General features: G+C 71.1%; 11 protein-coding genes. 10 read left to right on the top strand and 1 reads right to left on the bottom strand.

What is annotated here, in order from left to right; translation table 11 throughout:
* Positions 1 to 3 precede the first annotated feature (3 nt).
* From AB4Y76_RS06670 to AB4Y76_RS06640, 7 genes are all read left to right on the top strand, one after another.
* Positions 4 to 537: a hypothetical protein gene (locus AB4Y76_RS06670; protein ID WP_441923406.1), complete on the top strand. Its 534-nt coding sequence runs from the start codon at positions 4 to 6 to the stop codon at positions 535 to 537.
* A gap of 10 nt (positions 538 to 547) precedes the next feature.
* Positions 548 to 1,435: a J domain-containing protein gene (locus AB4Y76_RS06665; protein ID WP_441923404.1), complete on the top strand. Its 888-nt coding sequence runs from the start codon at positions 548 to 550 to the stop codon at positions 1,433 to 1,435.
* A gap of 276 nt (positions 1,436 to 1,711) precedes the next feature.
* Positions 1,712 to 5,206, top strand: coding sequence for a DNA-directed RNA polymerase subunit beta (rpoB, locus tag AB4Y76_RS06660; protein WP_441923402.1), 3,495 nt, complete (start codon positions 1,712 to 1,714; stop codon positions 5,204 to 5,206).
* Positions 5,207 to 5,295: 89 nt separating this feature from the next.
* Positions 5,296 to 9,177, top strand: a complete 3,882-nt coding sequence (locus AB4Y76_RS06655) for a DNA-directed RNA polymerase subunit beta' (RefSeq protein ID WP_441923400.1) — start codon at positions 5,296 to 5,298, stop codon at positions 9,175 to 9,177.
* A 149-nt stretch (positions 9,178 to 9,326) separates the two neighbouring features.
* Complete coding sequence (locus AB4Y76_RS06650; protein ID WP_441923398.1) at positions 9,327 to 10,217, top strand: DUF429 domain-containing protein; 891 nt, start codon at positions 9,327 to 9,329, stop codon at positions 10,215 to 10,217.
* 55 nt (positions 10,218 to 10,272) lie between these two features.
* Entirely contained in the window at positions 10,273 to 11,538 is a 1,266-nt protein-coding gene (locus AB4Y76_RS06645; protein ID WP_441923396.1) for a geranylgeranyl reductase family protein, read from the top strand.
* 8 nt (positions 11,539 to 11,546) lie between these two features.
* Positions 11,547 to 12,365, top strand: coding sequence for a lysophospholipid acyltransferase family protein (locus tag AB4Y76_RS06640; RefSeq protein WP_441923394.1), 819 nt, complete (start codon positions 11,547 to 11,549; stop codon positions 12,363 to 12,365).
* Here AB4Y76_RS06640 and AB4Y76_RS06635 read toward each other — a convergent pair.
* Positions 12,289 to 13,386 carry an acyltransferase family protein gene (locus tag AB4Y76_RS06635; RefSeq protein ID WP_441923392.1) on the bottom strand — a complete coding sequence of 366 codons (1,098 nt, stop codon included), beginning with the start codon at positions 13,384 to 13,386 and terminating at the stop codon, positions 12,289 to 12,291. The genes AB4Y76_RS06640 and AB4Y76_RS06635 overlap by 77 nt on opposite strands.
* Before the next feature lie 39 nt (positions 13,387 to 13,425).
* On the opposite strand from AB4Y76_RS06635, the gene AB4Y76_RS06630 reads away from it, so the two are divergent.
* Genes AB4Y76_RS06630 through AB4Y76_RS06620 form a run of 3 tightly spaced genes read left to right on the top strand, consistent with a single transcriptional unit; the run spans position 13,426 to position 18,277 of the window.
* Positions 13,426 to 14,313, top strand: a complete 888-nt coding sequence (locus tag AB4Y76_RS06630) for an NUDIX domain-containing protein (RefSeq protein WP_441923390.1) — start codon at positions 13,426 to 13,428, stop codon at positions 14,311 to 14,313.
* On the top strand, positions 14,310 to 15,608 hold the full coding sequence (locus AB4Y76_RS06625) for a hydroxyacid-oxoacid transhydrogenase (RefSeq protein ID WP_441923388.1): 1,299 nt from the start codon (positions 14,310 to 14,312) through the stop codon (positions 15,606 to 15,608). Before AB4Y76_RS06630 ends, AB4Y76_RS06625 begins: the two co-directional genes overlap by 4 nt.
* Positions 15,605 to 18,277 carry an FAD-binding and (Fe-S)-binding domain-containing protein gene (locus AB4Y76_RS06620; RefSeq protein WP_441923386.1) on the top strand — a complete coding sequence of 891 codons (2,673 nt, stop codon included), beginning with the start codon at positions 15,605 to 15,607 and terminating at the stop codon, positions 18,275 to 18,277. The genes AB4Y76_RS06625 and AB4Y76_RS06620 overlap by 4 nt, the downstream gene beginning before the upstream one ends.
* Positions 18,278 to 18,508: the final 231 nt, after the last annotated feature.

The following is an 18,508-nucleotide window of genomic DNA, read 5'->3' as shown; positions in this document are numbered from 1 at the left end:
CGCTTGAGCGGAGCACGTTCCGGGGCAGCCCGGGGTTACGTCGCGCTCGCACTCGTCCTCGTGACGGTGCTCGCGCTGCTGGCCGCCGGCCTGCTGTTCCTCCACCAGCGCAACCTGACCGACGAGCCGTTCTCGCTGAGCAACGGTGGCCGACCGATCCCGACCGACGCCGAACGCCACAAGGTGGTCGCGGTCGCCGAGCAGTTCTCGCTGCGCATGGACGGTGTCTCCGGCGACGACCCGGACGGCTACGTCAAGAAGGTCGGCGAGCTGCTCACCACGAAGCAGAAGGCCAAGTTCACCCAGGAATTCGCCGACTTCCAGAAGCTCGGCGTGCAGAAGGGGCTGCAGGGCACGGGCACGATCCTGGCCAGCGGCCTCGCCGACATGGACGACGACAGCGCCACCGTGCTCGTGGCCCACGACAGCACCGTGAAGGCCTCCGACGGCACCACGCAGCGGCACTACCGCTGGACCGTGACGCTGCGGAAGGTCGACGGCAAGTGGCTCGTGGACGACTTCTCCCCGGTGACGTGAGGCGACGACGATGACGACCACCCCGAACCCGGGCCCGACCTGGTACGACCTCCTCGGTGTCGCGCCCGACGCGACCCCCGACGAGATCAAGGCCGCCTGGCGGCACGCCACCGACAAGTTCGAGCCCGGCTCCGGCACCTCGCAGTTCCGGCTGTTCAACGAGGCCGCCGACGTGCTGCTGGACCCGGTCAAGCGCAACCGGTACGACGCGGAGCTGGCCGGCGGCACGACGGCCGGTGCGGTCGACCTGGCGAAGACCGAGACCCCCGCGGCGCCCGCGGCCGACGACGAGGACTCCGACGAGCCCGTCGGGGCTGACGGGGCTGTCGAGGCGGTCGCGGCCGACGAGATCCCCGCCGAGGAGCCCGCCGGGGAGTCCAGCGGCCTCGTGGGCCGGTTGGGCAGGGTCAGCAACCTCGTCCTCGCCGTGCTGGTCGTGGTCGCGCTCGCGTCCCTGGCCGCGGTCCTGGTGCTGGCCGGGAACATCAAGTCGCGCACCGACGTCGCCGACGCCGGGCCGGAGGCCTCCGCGGCCGCCTCCCGGGCCCTCACCTCGGTGCTGGCCTACGACTACCGGCACATGGACGCCGACCGGGACCGGGCGGCGAAGTTCATGACCCCGGACTACCGCAAGGAGTACCTGAAGACCTTCGGGCTGCTCACCAAGGGCGCGGACGGCCAGCCGGGGCCGGCGGTGAAGACGAAGACCGTGGTCACCTCGGACGTGCTCGGCACGGGCGTGGTGGACGCGGAGAAGGACAAGGTCCGGGTCGTCGTCTTCGTCAACCAGTCCTCGGTGAAGGGGGACGCGAACCCGGCGATCTTCCAGAACCGGGTCGTCGCGACGATGGTCAAGGACGGCGACCGCTGGCTGCTGGACGGCGTCCAGAGCTACTGAGCCCGGCTCCGGCTCGCGCCTGGCTCACGTCCGGCTCACGGACGAGGCACACCTCACAGGTTTGGCCAATGTGCTTGACCTGAGGGGGAGCGGCGTTCATGCTTTCGCCATCAACAGCCGGTCGGCAGCCGTTCCGCCCGAATTTGGTTGTTGTGTTTTCGCGCGCCCATCGGGTACGCTCCTTCTTTGCGTCTGCCCTCAAATGCATTCCGCCTGTCCGGTGGCCGGTTTGTGGTGGGCTGACGACGTCACACATGTGCCTCGGAAGGACCACTCTTGGCCGCCTCGCGCAGCAAGAACAGTAAGACCCAGAGTCCCCGCCGCATCTCCTTCGCCAAGATCTCCGAACCTCTCGAGGTTCCGCAGCTCCTTGCGCTTCAGACCGAAAGCTTCGACTGGCTGATCGGTGACCCGAAGTGGCAGGCGCGCGTCGAAGAGGCGAACGCGAACGGCGAGGAGCGCTCGACGAAGTCGGGACTCCACGAGATCTTCGAGGAGATCTCCCCGATCGAAGACTTCTCCGAGACGATGTCGCTCTCGTTCGAGAACCCCGTCTTCCTCGACCCGAAGTACACCGAGGAGGAGTGCAAGGAGAAGGACTTCACCTACTCCCGCCCCCTCTACGTCTCCGCCGAGTTCACCAACGGCGAGACCGGTGAGATCAAGGGCCAGACGGTCTTCATGGGCGACTTCCCGATGATGACCCGCAAGGGCACCTTCATCATCAACGGCACCGAGCGTGTCGTCGTCTCCCAGCTCGTCCGTTCCCCGGGCGTGTACTTCGAGCGCACCGCCGACAAGACGTCCGACAAGGACATCTTCACCGCGAAGGTCATCCCCTCGCGCGGCGCCTGGCTGGAGTTCGAGATCGACAAGCGCGACATGGTCGGCGTCCGCCTCGACCGCAAGCGCAAGCAGAACGTCACCGTGCTGCTCAAGGCCCTCGGTTGGACCAACGAGCAGATCCTCGAGGAGTTCGGCGAGTACGAGTCGATCCGGCTCACCCTGGAGAAGGACCACACCACCACCCAGGACGAGGCGCTGCTCGACATCTACCGCAAGCTGCGTCCGGGCGAGCCGCCCACGCGCGAGGCTGCGCAGACGCTGCTGCAGAACTACTACTTCAACCCCAAGCGCTACGACCTCGCGAAGGTCGGCCGCTACAAGATCAACAAGAAGCTCGGCACGCACGAGGCCTTCGACCAGCAGACGCTGACCGTCGACGACATCGTGGCGACCATCCGCTTCATCGTGCAGCTGCACGCCGGCAAGGACAACCTGGTCGACGCGGCGAACAACGAGATCAAGGACCCGCACGGGGAGGCGATCGAGGTCCGCCCGGACGACATCGACCACTTCGGCAACCGCCGTATGCGGACCGTCGGCGAGCTGATCCAGAACCAGCTCCGGACCGGCCTGGCCCGCATGGAGCGCGTGGTCCGCGAGCGGATGACGACCCAGGACGTCGAGGCGATCACGCCGCAGTCCCTGATCAACATCCGTCCCGTGGTCGCGGCGCTGAAGGAGTTCTTCGGCACCTCGCAGCTCTCGCAGTTCATGGACCAGACCAACCCGATCGCCGGTCTGACCCACAAGCGCCGCCTGTCCGCGCTCGGCCCGGGTGGTATCTCCCGCGACCGCGCGCAGATGGACGTCCGCGACGTGCACTCCTCGCACTACGGCCGGATGTGCCCGATCGAGACGCCGGAAGGCCCGAACATCGGGCTGATCGGCTCGCTCGCGTCGTTCGGTCGGATCAACCCGTTCGGCTTCGTCGAGACGCCGTACCGGGTGGTCAAGAAGGGTCGCGTCACCGACGAGATCGCCTACCTGACCGCCGACGAGGAGGACTCGAAGGTCATCGCGCAGGCGAACGCCGAGCTCGACGACAAGGGCAACTTCGTCACCGATCGCGTCCTGGTCCGCACCCGTGGCGGTGAGACCGTCGACATCCCGCGCGACGAGGTCGAGTTCATGGACGTCTCGCCGCGCCAGATGGTGTCGGTCGCGACCGCGCTGATCCCGTTCCTCGAGCACGACGACGCCAACCGCGCGCTCATGGGCGCCAACATGCAGCGCCAGGCCGTGCCGCTCATCAAGAGCGACGCGCCGCTGGTCGGCACCGGCATGGAGTTCCGTGCCGCGGTCGACGCCGGCGACGTGGTCACCTCCGACGTGGCCGGTGTCGTCAAGGAGGTCTCGGCCGACGAGATCGTGATCATGGACGACGAGGGCGGCAACAAGTCCGTCCGGCTCGCCAAGTTCACCCGGTCCAACCAGGGCACCTGCATCAACCAGCGCCCGCTGGTCTCCGAGGGAGACCGGGTCGAGATCGGCTCGCCGATCGCCGACGGTCCGTGCACCGACGAGGGCGAGATGGCCCTCGGCACGAACCTGCTGGTCGCGTTCATGCCGTGGCAGGGTCACAACTACGAGGACGCGATCATCCTGTCGCAGCGCCTCGTGCAGGAGGACGTCCTCACCTCGATCCACATCGAGGAGCACGAGGTCGACGCCCGTGACACCAAGCTCGGTCCCGAGGAGATCACCCGGGACATCCCGAACGTCGGCGACGAGCTGCTCGCCGACCTCGACGAGCGCGGCATCATCCGGGTCGGCGCGGAGGTCACCCCCGGTGACATCCTCGTCGGCAAGGTGACCCCGAAGGGCGAGACCGAGCTGACCCCCGAGGAGCGCCTGCTCCGCGCGATCTTCGGTGAGAAGGCGCGCGAGGTGCGCGACACCTCGATGAAGGTCCCGCACGGCGAGTCCGGCACGGTCATCGGCGTCCGCGAGTTCAACCGCGAGGACGGCGACGAGCTGCCCCCGGGCGTCAACCAGCTGGTCCGCGTCTACGTGGCCCAGAAGCGCAAGATCTCCGTGGGTGACAAGCTCGCCGGCCGTCACGGCAACAAGGGCGTCATCTCCAAGATCCTGCCGGTCGAGGACATGCCGTTCCTCGAGGACGGCACGCCGGTCGACGTGGTCCTCAACCCGCTGGGTGTGCCGGGCCGCATGAACATCGGTCAGATCCTGGAGATCCACCTCGGCTGGCTCGCCGCCAACGGCTGGCACGTCGAGGACTCCGTCAAGGAGGAGTGGGCCGAGCGGCTGCGCAAGATCGGTGCCGACAAGGCCGAGCCGCGGACCAACGTCGCGACCCCGGTCTTCGACGGTGCCCGCGAGGACGAGATCGTCGGCCTGCTGGGCTCGACGCTCCCGACCCGCGACGGTGTCCGCCTGATCGGTGGCAACGGCAAGGCCCGGCTCTTCGACGGTCGCTCCGGCGAGCCGTTCCCGGACCCGGTCTCCGTGGGCTACATGTACATCCTCAAGCTCCACCACCTGGTCGACGACAAGATCCACGCGCGCTCGACCGGCCCGTACTCGATGATCACCCAGCAGCCGCTCGGCGGTAAGGCCCAGTTCGGTGGCCAGCGCTTCGGTGAGATGGAGGTCTGGGCGATGGAGGCGTACGGCGCTGCCTACGCGCTCCAGGAGCTGCTCACGATCAAGTCCGACGACGTGCCCGGTCGCGTCAAGGTCTACGAGGCGATCGTGAAGGGTGAGAACATCCCCGACTCGGGCATCCCGGAGTCGTTCAAGGTTCTCATCAAGGAGATGCAGTCGCTCTGCCTCAACGTCGAGGTGCTGTCCCAGGACGGCTCCACGATCGAGATGCGCGACGCGGAGGAAGACGTCTTCCGCGCCGCCGAGGAGCTCGGCATCGACCTGTCCCGCCGCGAGCCCAGCTCGGTCGAAGAGGTGTGAGACGCGGTGCCCGGTCCGCTGAACGGCTGACCGGGCGCCGCCTCCGCCCCCTCCAGATTTTCCAGAACTAACGAAGGACGACAGCCACCGTGCTCGACGTGAATTTCTTCGACCAGCTTCAGATCGGCCTGGCTACCGCGGACGACATCCGCACCTGGAGCCACGGCGAGGTCAAGAAGCCGGAAACCATCAACTACCGCACGCTCAAGCCGGAGCGTGACGGCCTCTTCTGCGAGAAGATCTTCGGTCCCACCCGGGACTGGGAGTGCTACTGCGGCAAGTACAAGCGCGTGCGCTTCAAGGGCATCATCTGCGAGCGCTGCGGCGTCGAGGTGACCCGCTCCAAGGTCCGCCGCGAGCGGATGGGCCACATCGAGCTGGCCGCCCCGGTCACGCACATCTGGTACTTCAAGGGTGTGCCGAGCCGGCTCGGCTACCTGCTCGACCTCGCCCCGAAGGACCTGGAGAAGGTCATCTACTTCGCGGCGTACATGATCACCTCGGTGGACGAGGACGCGCGTCACCGCGACCTCGCCGAGCTCGAGGGCAAGATCGGCCTGCAGCGCAAGAGCATCGAGAACCGTCGCGACGTGTCCCTCGACGACCGCGCGAAGAAGCTCGAGGCCGACCTGGCCACCCTCGAGGCCGAGGGTGCCAAGGCCGACGCGCGCCGCAAGGTCAAGGACGGTGCCGAGCGCGAGATGAAGCAGGTCCGCGACCGGGCCCAGCGCGAGCTGGACCGGCTCGACGAGGTCTGGAACACCTTCAAGACGCTGAAGGTCCAGGACCTCATGGGCGACGAGCTCCTCTACCGGGAGATGAAGAACTGGTTCGGGAAGTACTTCGAGGGCTACATGGGCGCCACGGCGATCCAGAAGCGCCTGGAGACGTTCTCGATCGAGGGCGAGGTCGAGAACCTGCGCGAGACCATCGCGACCGGCAAGGGCCAGCGCAAGGTCCGGGCCCTGAAGCGGCTCAAGGTCGTCGACGCGTTCCGCAAGACCGGCAACAGCCCGATGGGCATGGTCCTGGACGCCGTCCCGGTCATCCCGCCGGACCTGCGCCCGATGGTCCAGCTCGACGGTGGCCGCTTYGCSACCTCCGACCTGAACGACCTCTACCGCCGCGTCATCAACCGGAACAACCGGCTCAAGCGCCTGCTCGACCTGGGCGCCCCGGAGATCATCGTCAACAACGAGAAGCGGATGCTCCAGGAGGCCGTCGACTCGCTGTTCGACAACGGCCGTCGTGGTCGTCCGGTCACCGGCCCGGGCAACCGGCCGCTGAAGTCGCTGTCCGACATGCTCAAGGGCAAGCAGGGTCGCTTCCGGCAGAACCTGCTCGGCAAGCGCGTCGACTACTCGGGCCGTTCGGTCATCGTCGTCGGCCCGCAGCTCAAGCTGCACCAGTGCGGTCTGCCGAAGTACATGGCGATCGAGCTGTTCAAGCCGTTCGTGATGAAGCGCCTCGTCGACCTGTCGCACGCGCAGAACATCAAGTCCGCCAAGCGGATGGTCGAGCGCGCCGTGCGCCCCGAGGTCTGGGACGTGCTGGAGGAGGTCATCGCGGAGCACCCGGTCCTGCTGAACCGTGCGCCCACGCTGCACCGCCTCGGCATCCAGGCCTTCGAGCCGCAGCTGATCGAGGGCAAGGCCATCCAGATCCACCCGCTCGTCTGCTCGGCCTTCAACGCCGACTTCGACGGTGACCAGATGGCCGTCCACCTGCCGCTCTCCGCGGAGGCGCAGGCCGAGGCCCGGATCCTGATGCTGTCGACGAACAACATCCTGAAGCCGTCGGACGGTCGCCCCGTGACCATGCCGACCCAGGACATGATCATCGGCATCTACTTCCTCACCCTGGACCGCGACGGCGAGCCCGGCGAGGGCCGTGCCTTCTCGTCCACCGGCGAGGCGATCATGGCGTTCGACCGTGGCGAGATCTCGCTGCAGTCGAAGGTGAAGCTCCGCCTGAGCGGGGTCAACCTGCCCGAGCGGCTCCGCCCGGAGGGCTGGGAGGAGGGTGACACCGTCATCCTCGACACCACCCTGGGTCTGGCGCTGTTCAACGAGGCGCTGCCGGCCGACTACGAGTACGTCGACTACCAGGTCGGCAAGAGCGAGCTCGGCAAGATCGTCAACGACCTGGCCGAGCGCTACACCAAGGTCCAGGTCGCGAACTCGCTGGACGCCCTCAAGGACACCGGCTTCACCTGGGCGACCCGCTCCGGTGTGACGGTCTCCATCGAGGACGTCGTCTCGCCGCAGTCCAAGGCCACCATCCTGGAGAAGTACGACGACCAGGCCGCCAAGGTGCAGAAGCAGTTCGAGCGCGGTCTGATCACCGACGACGAGCGCCGTCAGGAGCTCATCGAGATCTGGACCCAGGCGTCGAACGAGGTCGCCAAGGCCATGGAGGTCAACTTCGACCGCGACAACCCGATCTTCATGATGGTGAACTCGGGCGCCCGTGGTAACTGGATGCAGGTCCGTCAGATCGCGGCGATGCGTGGCCTCGTGGCCAACCCGAAGGGCGACATCATCCCGCGTCCGATCAAGTCGAACTTCCGTGAGGGCCTCTCGGTCCTGGAGTACTTCATCTCCACCCACGGTGCTCGCAAGGGTCTGGCCGACACCGCGCTGCGTACCGCCGACTCGGGTTACCTGACCCGTCGTCTGGTGGACGTCTCGCAGGACGTCATCATCCGCGAGGACGACTGCGGCACCGAGCGCGGCATGCCGAAGGTGATCGGCGTGCGGGGCGAGGACGGCGTGGTCCGCAAGGACGCGAACGCCGAGACCTCGGCGTACGCCCGCAACGCGGCCGTCGACATCCTGCACCCGACCAGCGGCGAGGTCCTCGTCGGTGCCGGTGACGACCTGGGCGACGTCCAGATCGACGCCCTCGTCGAGTCCGGTGTCGAGCAGGTCAAGGTCCGCTCGGTCCTGACCTGCGACGCCCGCACCGGTACCTGCGCCAAGTGCTACGGCCGCTCGCTGGCCACCGGCAAGCTGGTCGACATCGGTGAGGCGGTCGGCATCATCGCCGCGCAGTCCATCGGTGAGCCCGGCACGCAGCTGACGATGCGTACCTTCCACACCGGTGGTGTGGCGTCGGCCGACGACATCACGCAGGGTCTGCCCCGCGTCGTCGAGCTGTTCGAGGCGCGCCAGCCCAAGGGTCGTGCCCCGATCTCCGAGGCCTCCGGCCGGATGGAGATCGAGGACACCGACAAGGCCCGCAAGCTGATCGTCACCCCGGACGACGGCAGCGACCCGGTCGAGTACCCGGTCAGCAAGCGTGCGCGCCTGCTGGTCGCGGACGGTGACCACGTCGAGGTCGGTCAGCAGCTCGTGCAGGGCACGCCGGACCCGAAGGAGGTGCTGCGCATCCTCGGTGTCCGCAAGGCCCAGGAGCACCTGGTGGCCGAGGTCCAGCAGGTGTACCGCAGCCAGGGCGTGTCGATCCACGACAAGCACATCGAGATCATCGTCCGGCAGATGCTGCGCCGGGTGACCGTGATCGAGTCCGGCGACACCAAGCTGCTCCCGTCCGACCTGGTCGACCGGGTCCTCTACGAAGAGGAGAACCGGCGCGTGGTCACCGAGGGCGGCAAGCCGGCCTCGGGTCGTGCGGAGCTGATGGGTATCACCAAGGCCTCGCTCGCGACCGAGTCGTGGCTCTCGGCGGCCTCCTTCCAGGAGACCACCCGGGTGCTCACCGACGCGGCGATCAACGGCAAGTCCGACTCGCTGCGCGGCCTGAAGGAGAACGTGATCATCGGAAAGCTGATCCCGGCGGGTACCGGCCTCGAGCGGTACCGCAACATCCGGGTGGAGCCGACCGAGGAGGCCCGCGCCGCGGCGTACTCCGTCACCGGGTACGACTCCTACGGCAGCTACGACTTCGGCACCGCCGGAGCGCAGACGGTCGCGCTGGACGACTTCGACTTCGGCTCGTACCAGAACTGAGCGGCCCTGAGCCCGCGCTTGCGCGGGCTCAGGACCAGCCGTGAAGGTTGAGGAGACGAAGGCCCCGCGAGCTCGCTCGCGGGGCCTTCGCCGTCTCGAAACCCGGTGAGTCGCGCAGGGCCCGAACCCGCGACCACGAGGATGTGCGCATGGACTACCGCGAGTGGCGCGCCGCGCTCCAGGACCTGGTGAGCCAGGGGCTGCGCGAGCACCGGGCGGCGAAGGTGGCCGCGGCGCTGGCCGCCGAGGCGACCCGGGTCGCGAAGGAGCCGAGCGGCGCCGTGACCGCGGGACCGAAGGCGCCGGCGGCCACCGAGCCTGAGCCCGAACGGGCTGCGGCCTTCGAGGTGACCGTCCCCGTGCTGGGCGTCGACGCCTGCTCCGCGGGCTGGGTCGGCGTCTGCCTGCGGCCGGACCTGCCACCCGCGGTGCTGGTCGGCGCCACCGTGGCCGCGCTCGTCGATCTGGCCCGGATGACGGGGCCGGTCCAGGTGGTCGCGGTCGACATCCCGATCGGGCTGCCGGACACCGGCAGCCGCCGGGCCGACGCGCTGGCGCGCAAGGAGCTGCCCGGCAAGGGGTCCTCGGTGTTCACCACGCTGACCCGGGCCGCCTACCAGGCGGAGACCTACGCGGAGGCGCGCGAGGCGAACGTGGCCGCCACCGGCGGCACCAGTGCGAGCGCCCAGGCCTACGCGCTCGGCGGCAAGATCCTCGAGGTCGACGCCTGGGTGCGGGCCCGCCCCGGGGTCGAGGTGATCGAGGTGCACCCCGAGCTCAGCTTCGCCCGGATGGCCGGAGCGCCGGTGCTCGCCCGCAAGAAGGACCCGGACGGGGTCGCCGAGCGGCGGGCCGCGCTCGACACCGCGGGCCTCGTCGTCCCGCCCTGGTTCCGCGGATCCGGCTTCGCCGAGGACGACCTCCTCGACGCGTGCGCCGCCGCCTGGTCGGCGGTCCGGCACAGCCAGGGACGCAGCGAGTCGCTGCCGGCCGAGCCCGAGGTCTTCGGCGACGGGATCCCGGCCGCGATCCGGGTCTGAACCGAACGGCCGGTCCCGGTTCGCGCGCCGGTGCCCGCACTGGGAGAATGCGCGGGTGACCACGCCAGCTGCTGCCTTCCCGGGGCCCTTCCGCACCGATGTCCTCGTCGTCGGTGCCGGACCGGCCGGCTCGTCGGCGGCCGCCTGGGCTGCGCGCGCCGGCCGCGAGGTCGTCCTCGCCGACGCCGCCGTCTTCCCGCGCGACAAGACCTGCGGCGACGGGCTCACGCCGCGCGCGATCGGCGAGCTCGAGCGGCTCGGCCTCGGCGACTGGATCAGGGCGCACACGGTCAACCACGGCCTCCGCGCCCACGGGTTCGGCCAGACGCTGCTGCTCCCGTGGCCCGGCGGCAACCTGCCGTCGTACGGGTCGGCGGTGGCGCGCACCGAGCTCGACGACCACCTCCGCACCACGGCGATCAAGGCCGGGGCACTGGCCATCGACGGCATCCGCGCGGTCGACGTGCGCCGCGACGGCGCCCGGGTGGCGGCGGTCGTCTTCGAGAGCCAGGGGCACGAGCGCTTCGAGATCGAGTGCGACCGGCTCGTCGTCGCCGACGGCGTCCGCTCCGGCCTCGGCAAGGTGCTCGGCCGGGAGTGGCACCGCGACACCGTGTACGGCGTCGCCGGCCGCTCGTACGTCGACTCGGCGATGTCCGACGACCCGTGGATCAGCTCGCACCTGGAGCTGCGCGGCGAGCAGGGCGAGATCCTCTCCGGCTACGGCTGGATCTTCCCGCTCGGCGACGGCTCGGTGAACCTCGGTGTCGGCACCCTCGCCACCGCCAAGCGGCCCGCCGAGGTGGCGCTTCGCCCGCTGATGCGGCACTACGCCGAGCAGCGCCGCGAGGACTTCCAGCTCTCCGGCGACCTGCGGATGCCGACCTCGGCGCTGCTCCCGATGGGCGGTGCGGTCTCGAACGTGGCCGGCCCCAACTGGGCGCTGATCGGCGACGCGGCCGCCTGCGTCAACCCGCTCAACGGGGAGGGCATCGACTACGGCCTGGAGACCGGACGGCTGGTCGTGGACGTCCTCACCGCGACACCGGGGGCGGACCTGGAGCAGGTCTGGCCGGCGCTGCTGCGCGAGCACTACGGCGAGGCGTTCTCGATCGCCCGCCGGCTGGCCGGGCTGGTGACCGTGCCGCGGCTGCTGCCGGCGCTCGGTCCCGCGGGCATGCGCTCGGACTGGCTGATGACGCTGGCGCTGCGCTGGATGGGCAACCTGGTCGACGAGGCCGACCGCGACCGCGCGGCCAGGGTGTGGCGCTGGGCCGGCCGGCAGTCGGTGAAGATCGACGACCGCCCGCCCTTCTCCTGATCGCCGACGTGGAGCTCGCCTACCGGTTCACCAACGGCCTGGGCCGGGCGCTGCTGGGCGCGCTCGGTGCGCGGGTGCACGTCTCCGGCGAGGCGAACCTCCCGACCGCGGGCCCGGTGATCCTCGCGGCCAACCACGTCGCCTACCCGGACTTCGTGTTCGTCGAGAAGGGCGCCGTCCGGCGCGGACGCTACGTCCGCTTCCTCACCCGGTACGACGCCTGGGTGCCGGGCCCGCCGGCCTGGTTCCTCACCCGGATGCGGCACGTGCCCGTGGACCGGCAGGCCCCCGCCGCCGCCTACCTGACCGCCCGCCGGCTGCTCGGCGAGGGGGAGGCGGTCGGCATCTTCCCGGAGGCCGGGATCAGCTACTCCTTCACGGTCCGGGCACTGATGCCCGGCGTGGCCGCGCTGGCCCGCGAGACCGGTGCACCGGTGGTCCCGGTCGCGATCTGGGGCTCCCAGCGGATCTGGTCGGTCGGCGTACCGGAGCCGTCGCCGGAGCTGACCCGCGGCCGCCGGGTCGACGTCCGGTTCGGCACGCCGTTCCGGGTCGGGCCCGACGAGGACCTGACCGCGGTCACCACCGAGCTCGGGCACCGGCTGACCGCGATGGTCGAGGAGCTGCAGCGGATGCCCGAGCACCGGCCGCGGCCCGGTGAGTACGCCGCCTGGTACCCGGCCCATCTCGGCGGGCACGCGCCGACGACCGACCTCGCGGCGCGCCACGACGTGCTGCCGAAGAACGCCGTCAGTCCGACCTGGGGGCCCGGTCAGCGGGCTGGTGCCACCTGTGCCAGCGGCCCAGCGGGTCCACCACCACGTTGAGCCGGTGCGCGACCGGGGGAGCGGCGAGCACGAGCGCCACCGCCACCGCCGCCACCGTGGTGAGGACGAAGGCCGGCACCGGGTGCGCCGCCGTCCAGCCCGGGTAGCCGGCGTACTGGGCGGAGAGCACGACGAACCCGTGGAAGAGGTAGACGACCAGGGTGGCGGCGCCGAGCGCGGTGAACCAGCCACGGACCCGGGGGACGAGCGCGAGGAAGGAGACCGCGCCGAGCAGGCCGATGCCGAGCAGGACCAGCCGGATCGCCATCGCGTGCAGGTCGTCGGGCTCCAACGCGTCGTAGCGGGAGCGGTAGTAGTACCACTCGGTGGCGATCCAGTCGTCGGTGAACCGGGTCACGACCGCCACGGTCGCGAGGCCGAGCAGCCCGAACCAGGCCGTGCGCGCCGGACGCAGCCGGTCCCAGTCGGGGGTGCGCAGGTGCAGGCCGAGCACGAAGAACGGCAGCAGGCCGAGGATGCGCGCCATGTCGAAGGTGTCGCCGGCGCGCAGCCCGGCGACCAGGCTGACCAGTACCGCGAGGCCGAGCGCGGTCCCGCGGGGGAGCGCGGTGAAGACCGGCGTCAGCAGCCGCCAGAAGAACAGCGCGGCCAAGTACCACATCGGCCAGTGCGGATCGAGGAACAGGTCGTGCAGCCGCACCCCGCCGACCTGGTAGCGGAAGACGGCGAGCGCGGTCTCGAAGAGCACGTAGGGGACCGCGACGGTACGGACCAGCGCGAGCAGCCGCGGGCCGGTCCAGGTGAACCCGCGGGACAGGTAGCCGGTGATCAGCACGAACGCCGGGATGTGCCAGGCGTAGAGGAAGTCGTAGGCCCAGTCGGTCCCGGTGGAGTGCGGCAGCAGCGTCCAGGCGTGCCCGACGACCACGAGCGTCACCAGGGTCATCTTGGCGTTGTCGAGCCACGGATCCCGGCGCGGCCGCTCCGGCGAGGCGGCCGGCCGCCCCGAGGCGTGCGGGGTCGTGCGTCCGGGCAGGCTCGCGCTGCGTAGAGTCGCCATGTGTCCGACGTACCCGATGAGTCCGTGACTCATCCGTCCGTGAACCGTGACGAGCCTCGCAGGCAACGGGTCGCGGCGTACGCGGTCGTGCTGCGCGACGAGAAGATCCTGCTCTCCCGGCTGGCGCCGTACCTCGTCGACGAGGAGCGCTGGACCCTGCCCGGCGGCGGGATCGACTTCGGCGAGGACCCCCGCGACGCCGTCGTGCGGGAGGTCCACGAGGAGACCGGTCTGCACGTCCAGGTCGGCGACCGGGCCTGGATCGACTCCGCGCACCGGACGGCGGCACCGGCCGACGGCGTGGCGACCGGGATCGACCTGCACGCGGTGCGGATGGTCTTCGAGGGGTGGCCGCCCGTCGACGCCCCGGAGCCGCGCGTGGTCGAGGTGGGCGGGTCCACCGTCGACGCCCGGTGGGTGCCGCTGGCCGCGGTCCTCGACGGCAGCTGGCCGGTCGTCGGCTGGGTGCGTGACGTGCTGACCGAGCACGCGGTCTCGCAGGTGCAGCGGCTCGCCGCGAAGGGGCTGGCCCGTCGCGGGTCGGAGGTCCTGCTCGCCCGGCTCAGCCCGACCGCCGTCGGGCCCGGCCGCTGGACGCTCCCCGGCGGAGGCGTCGACCACGGCGAGCGGCCGGCGCGCGCGCTCGCCCGGGAGATGCTCGAGGAGACCGGGCTGACCGCCGAGGTGGGCGCCCTGATCGGCGTCCACGACGTGCACTTCACCGGGACCGCCCCGAACGGCCGGCACGAGGACTTCCACGCGGTCAACCTCGTCTTCGCGGTCGACGTACCGCTCGACGTCCAGCCCGAGGTCACCGAGGAAGGCGGTACCACCGACGCCGTCGCCTGGGTGGACCTGTCCGCCATCGAGAACGGATCCGTCGAGGTCACCTCGGTCGTCCGATTCGCGTTAGCGTCTGCGCCATGACGCACGGCAGTGGAGGTACGGGCAGCGAGACGGTCTTCACCTACGGTGCGCCCGGCCTCAAGTTCGGAACCGGTGCCTCCGACGAGATCGGCTACGACCTCAGCCAGTACGCCGTCAAGCGGGTCCTGGTCATCACCGACCCCGGTGTCGCCGCGACCGGCCACCCGCAGCGGGTCGCCGAGCAGATGGACCGGTTCGGCATCGAGGCCGCGGTCTACGACGGCGTCCACGTCGAGCCGACCGACGCGAGCATGGCGGCCGCGATCGCGCACGCCCGCGAGACCGGCCCGTGGGACGCGTTCGTCGCGGTCGGCGGCGGCTCGAGCATCGACACCGCGAAGGCGGTCAACCTGCTCACCACCAACGACGGCGAGCTCCTGGACTACATCAACGCGCCGGTGGGGAAGGCGCGGGCGCCGCGCAACCCGTTGAAGCCGCTCGTCGCGGTGCCGACCACCACCGGCACCGGCGCCGAGTCGACCACGATCTGCGTCCTGGACGTGCTGGCGCTCCAGGTGAAGACGGGGATCAGCCACGCCCGGCTGCGCCCGACCCTCGCGGTCGTCGACCCGGCCCTGACGCTGAGCCAGCCGGCCGGGGTGACCGCGGCCGCCGGGATGGACATCCTCTGCCACGCGCTGGAGTCCTACACCGCGCGCTCGTTCACCTCCTACGACCGCAAGACCCCCGAGCAGCGGGTGCCCTACTGCGGGTCGAACCCGATCTCCGACCTCTGGTCCGAGAACGCGATGTCGCTGCTCGCCACGTCGTTCCGGCGGGCGGTCCACCACGGAGAGGACCCGGAGGCGCGCGAGCAGATGGCGCTCGCAGCGACGATGGCCGGGCTGGGCTTCGGCAACGCCGGCGTGCACATCCCGCACGCCAACGCCTACCCGATCGCGGGCCGGGTCCACGACCGCTGCCCCGACTTCCGGCCGGCCGGCTACCCGGGCGACGAGGCGATGGTCCCGCACGGGATGGCGGTCTCCCTGACCGCGCCCGAGGCGTTCCGGTGGACCTTCGCGTCCAGCCCGGAGCGCCACCTCAAGGCCGCGTCCCTGCTCGACCCGGATCACCGCTACGACGGCCCGGACGCGCTGCCGTCGGTCCTCGCCGACCTGATGCGCGACATCGCGATCCCGAACGGCCTGGGCGAGATCGGGTACGGCGAGGCCGACGTCGACGACCTCGTCACCGGCACGATGCAGCAGCAGCGCCTGCTCGCGACCGCGCCGCGGCCGGTCACCGCGGAGGACGCCGCCGGAATCCTGACCCGATCGCTGGAGCTCTGGTGACCGACCTCGCTGCCGCCCTGCGCTCCGCGGGGCTCGAGACCGACGCGAGCGCGCTCGCCCGCTCGCTGTACGCCTCCGACGCCTCGCTGTACCGGATCGAGCCGCAGGTGGTCGCCTTCCCGCGCACCGAGGAGGAGGTGCTCGCCGCGCTCGCCGTCGCGCGCGAGACGGGGATCCCGCTGACCGCGCGCGGCTCCGGCACCTCGATCGCGGGCAACGCGATCGGGCCCGGGATCGTGCTCGACCTGCGCCGGTACTTCAACGACCTCATCTCCGTCGAGGGCCGCAGCGCCCGGGTGCGGCCCGGGATCGTGCACGCCGCCCTGCAGCGCGGCGCCGCCCCGCACGGCGTCCGGTTCGGCCCGGACCCGTCGACGCACACCCGCTGCACGATCGGCGGGATGATCGGCAACAACGCCTGCGGGTCCCGGGCGCTGGCCTACGGCCGCACCTCGGACAACGTCGAGTCGCTGCGGATCGCCCTGGCCGACGGCACCGTGCTCGACCACGGCGCCGCGACCCCGGCGGCCGTCCAGGCCCTCGTCGACGCCGAGCTCGCCCTGATCCGGACCGAGTTCGGCACCTTCTCCCGCCAGGGCTCCGGCTACGGGCTGGAAGCGCTGCTGGCGGAGAACGGGCGGCGCTTCGACCGGCTGCTCGTCGGTGCCGAGGGCACCCTCGGGATCGTGCTGGAGGCCCAGGTCCGGCTCGTCGAGGACGCGCCGTACCGCGCGCTCGCCCTGCTCGGCTACGGGTCGATGGCCGATGCCGCCGACGCGGTACCCGGCCTGCTCGCCCATCCGCTCACCGCCTGCGAGGGCCTGGACCGGCGGATCACCTCGCTCGTCGTCGGGGCGCCCGAGCTGCCCGCCGGCGACGGCTGGCTGTTCTGCGAGGTCACCGGAGCGTCCGCCGAGGAGGCCCGCGCGGCGGCCGAGGCGGTCGTCGCCACCGCCGGCGTGCCGTCCCGGGTGGTCACCGACCCGGCCGAGCAGGCCGCGCTCTGGCGGATCCGCGAGGACGGCGCCGGCCTGGCCGCGCGCTCGCTCTCCCGGCCGGCCCACTCGGGCTGGGAGGACGCCGCCGTCCCGCCGGACAAGCTCGGCGCCTACCTGCGCGACTTCGACGCGCTGCTCACCGACAGCGGGCTCGACGGCGTGCCCTACGGCCACTTCGGCGACGGCTGCGTGCACGTCCGCATCGACTTCGAGCTCGACGACGCCCCGGGCCGGGCCCGGTTCCGCGGGTTCCTCGAGGCGGGTGCCGACCTGGTCGCCACCTACGGCGGGTCGATGAGCGGCGAGCACGGCGACGGCCGCGCCCGCTCGGAGCTGCTGTCCCGGATGTACTCGCCCGAGGCGCTCGCGCTGATGGGCCGGGTCAAGCACGCGCTCGACCCCGGGAACCTGATGAACCCCGGCGTGCTCGTCGATCCCGACCCGGCCGACGCGGCGATCCGGCTCGCGGCCCCGGCGGCGGGTCCGCTCGCCGCCCTCCGCGCCGACGTGCACCGCTGCACCGGCGTCGGCAAGTGCACCGCGGACAACACGGCGTCGGGCGGCGTGATGTGCCCGTCGTACCTGGCGACGGGGGAGGAGAAGGACTCCACCCGCGGCCGCGCCCGGGTGCTCCAGGACGTCACCGCCGGCCTGCTCCCGGTCACCGACCCGGCCGTCGGCGACGCGCTCGACCTCTGCCTGTCCTGCAAGGGCTGCGCCCGCGACTGCCCGACCGGCGTGGACATGGCGGCCTACAAGGCCCAGGTCCTCGACGCCCGGTACGCCGGCAAGCGGCGCCCCGCCAGCCACTACGCACTCGGCCGGCTCCCCGAGCTGGTCCGCAAGGTGCCCGCCCGGCTCGCCAACGCCGGGCTCGCGCTCGGTCCGCTCGCCAAGGCCGCCGCCGGTGTCGACAAGCGCCGCTCGTTGCCGCGCCTGGACCGGGTGCCGGCGCGGAAGCGCTACCGGACCGCCCCGGAGACACCGGACGTGGTGATCTGGGCCGACACGTTCAGCGACTTCTTCTCCCCGGACGTGGTCGACGCCGCCGTGGCCGTGCTCGAGTCGGCCGGGCAGCGGGTCGCCGTCCGGACCGGGTCCGAGTGCTGCGGGCTCACCTCGGTCTCGACCGGGCAGCTCGACCACGCCCGGAAGATGCTCACCGCCGCGCTCGCCGACATCGACGGCATCACCGGACGCGACGTCCCGGTCGTGCTCCTGGAGCCGTCCTGCCTGGCGGTCCTGCGCGACGACGCGCACTGGCTGGTCGACCGGACCGCGCAGGTGCGCACGTTCGCCGAGCACCTGGACGCGATCGGCTACACCCCGCCGGACCTGTCCGGCACCGAGGTGGTCGTGCAGCCGCACTGCCACCACAACGCGGTGCTCGGCTGGGGCCCCGACGAGCGGCTGCTGCGCGCGACCGGCGCGACCGTCACCCGGCTCGGCGGATGCTGCGGCATGGCCGGCAACTTCGGGATGGAGAAGGGTCACTACGAGGTCTCGGTCGCCGTCGCCGAGAACGCGCTGCTCCCGGCGATCCGCGCCGCCGGCCCGGACGCGACGGTGCTCGCCGACGGGTTCTCCTGCCGCACCCAGCTGGCCGACCTGGCCGACGTACGGGCGCTGCACCTGGCGGAGCTGCTCGCGCGCGGTGCTGCGCCGCGCTGACCGGTCTGCACCAGTGCGGCTCCGGAGGACGTGATTCGGAACTTCCCCGGTCCTCCCGGGCCCGGGGCGGCGGGCCGGGTGACTTCGGCCGCAGTGCCGGATCCGTCCGCTATCTCCGGGTCGTCACGAACTCGTTTCAGGCCTAAGGGGACAGGTCGGGCGGCGATGCGCTAGACCGGATCCGGGATGACCCAGACCGCTAGCCCGTCCGTCCGCGTGTCCCTAGCCCGT

It is taken from the genome of Marmoricola sp. RAF53, assembly GCF_052114005.1.
In the GTDB taxonomy this organism is placed as follows: Bacteria; Actinomycetota; Actinomycetes; order Propionibacteriales; family Nocardioidaceae; genus Marmoricola.
This window is presented reverse-complemented; position numbering and strand designations above follow the sequence as displayed.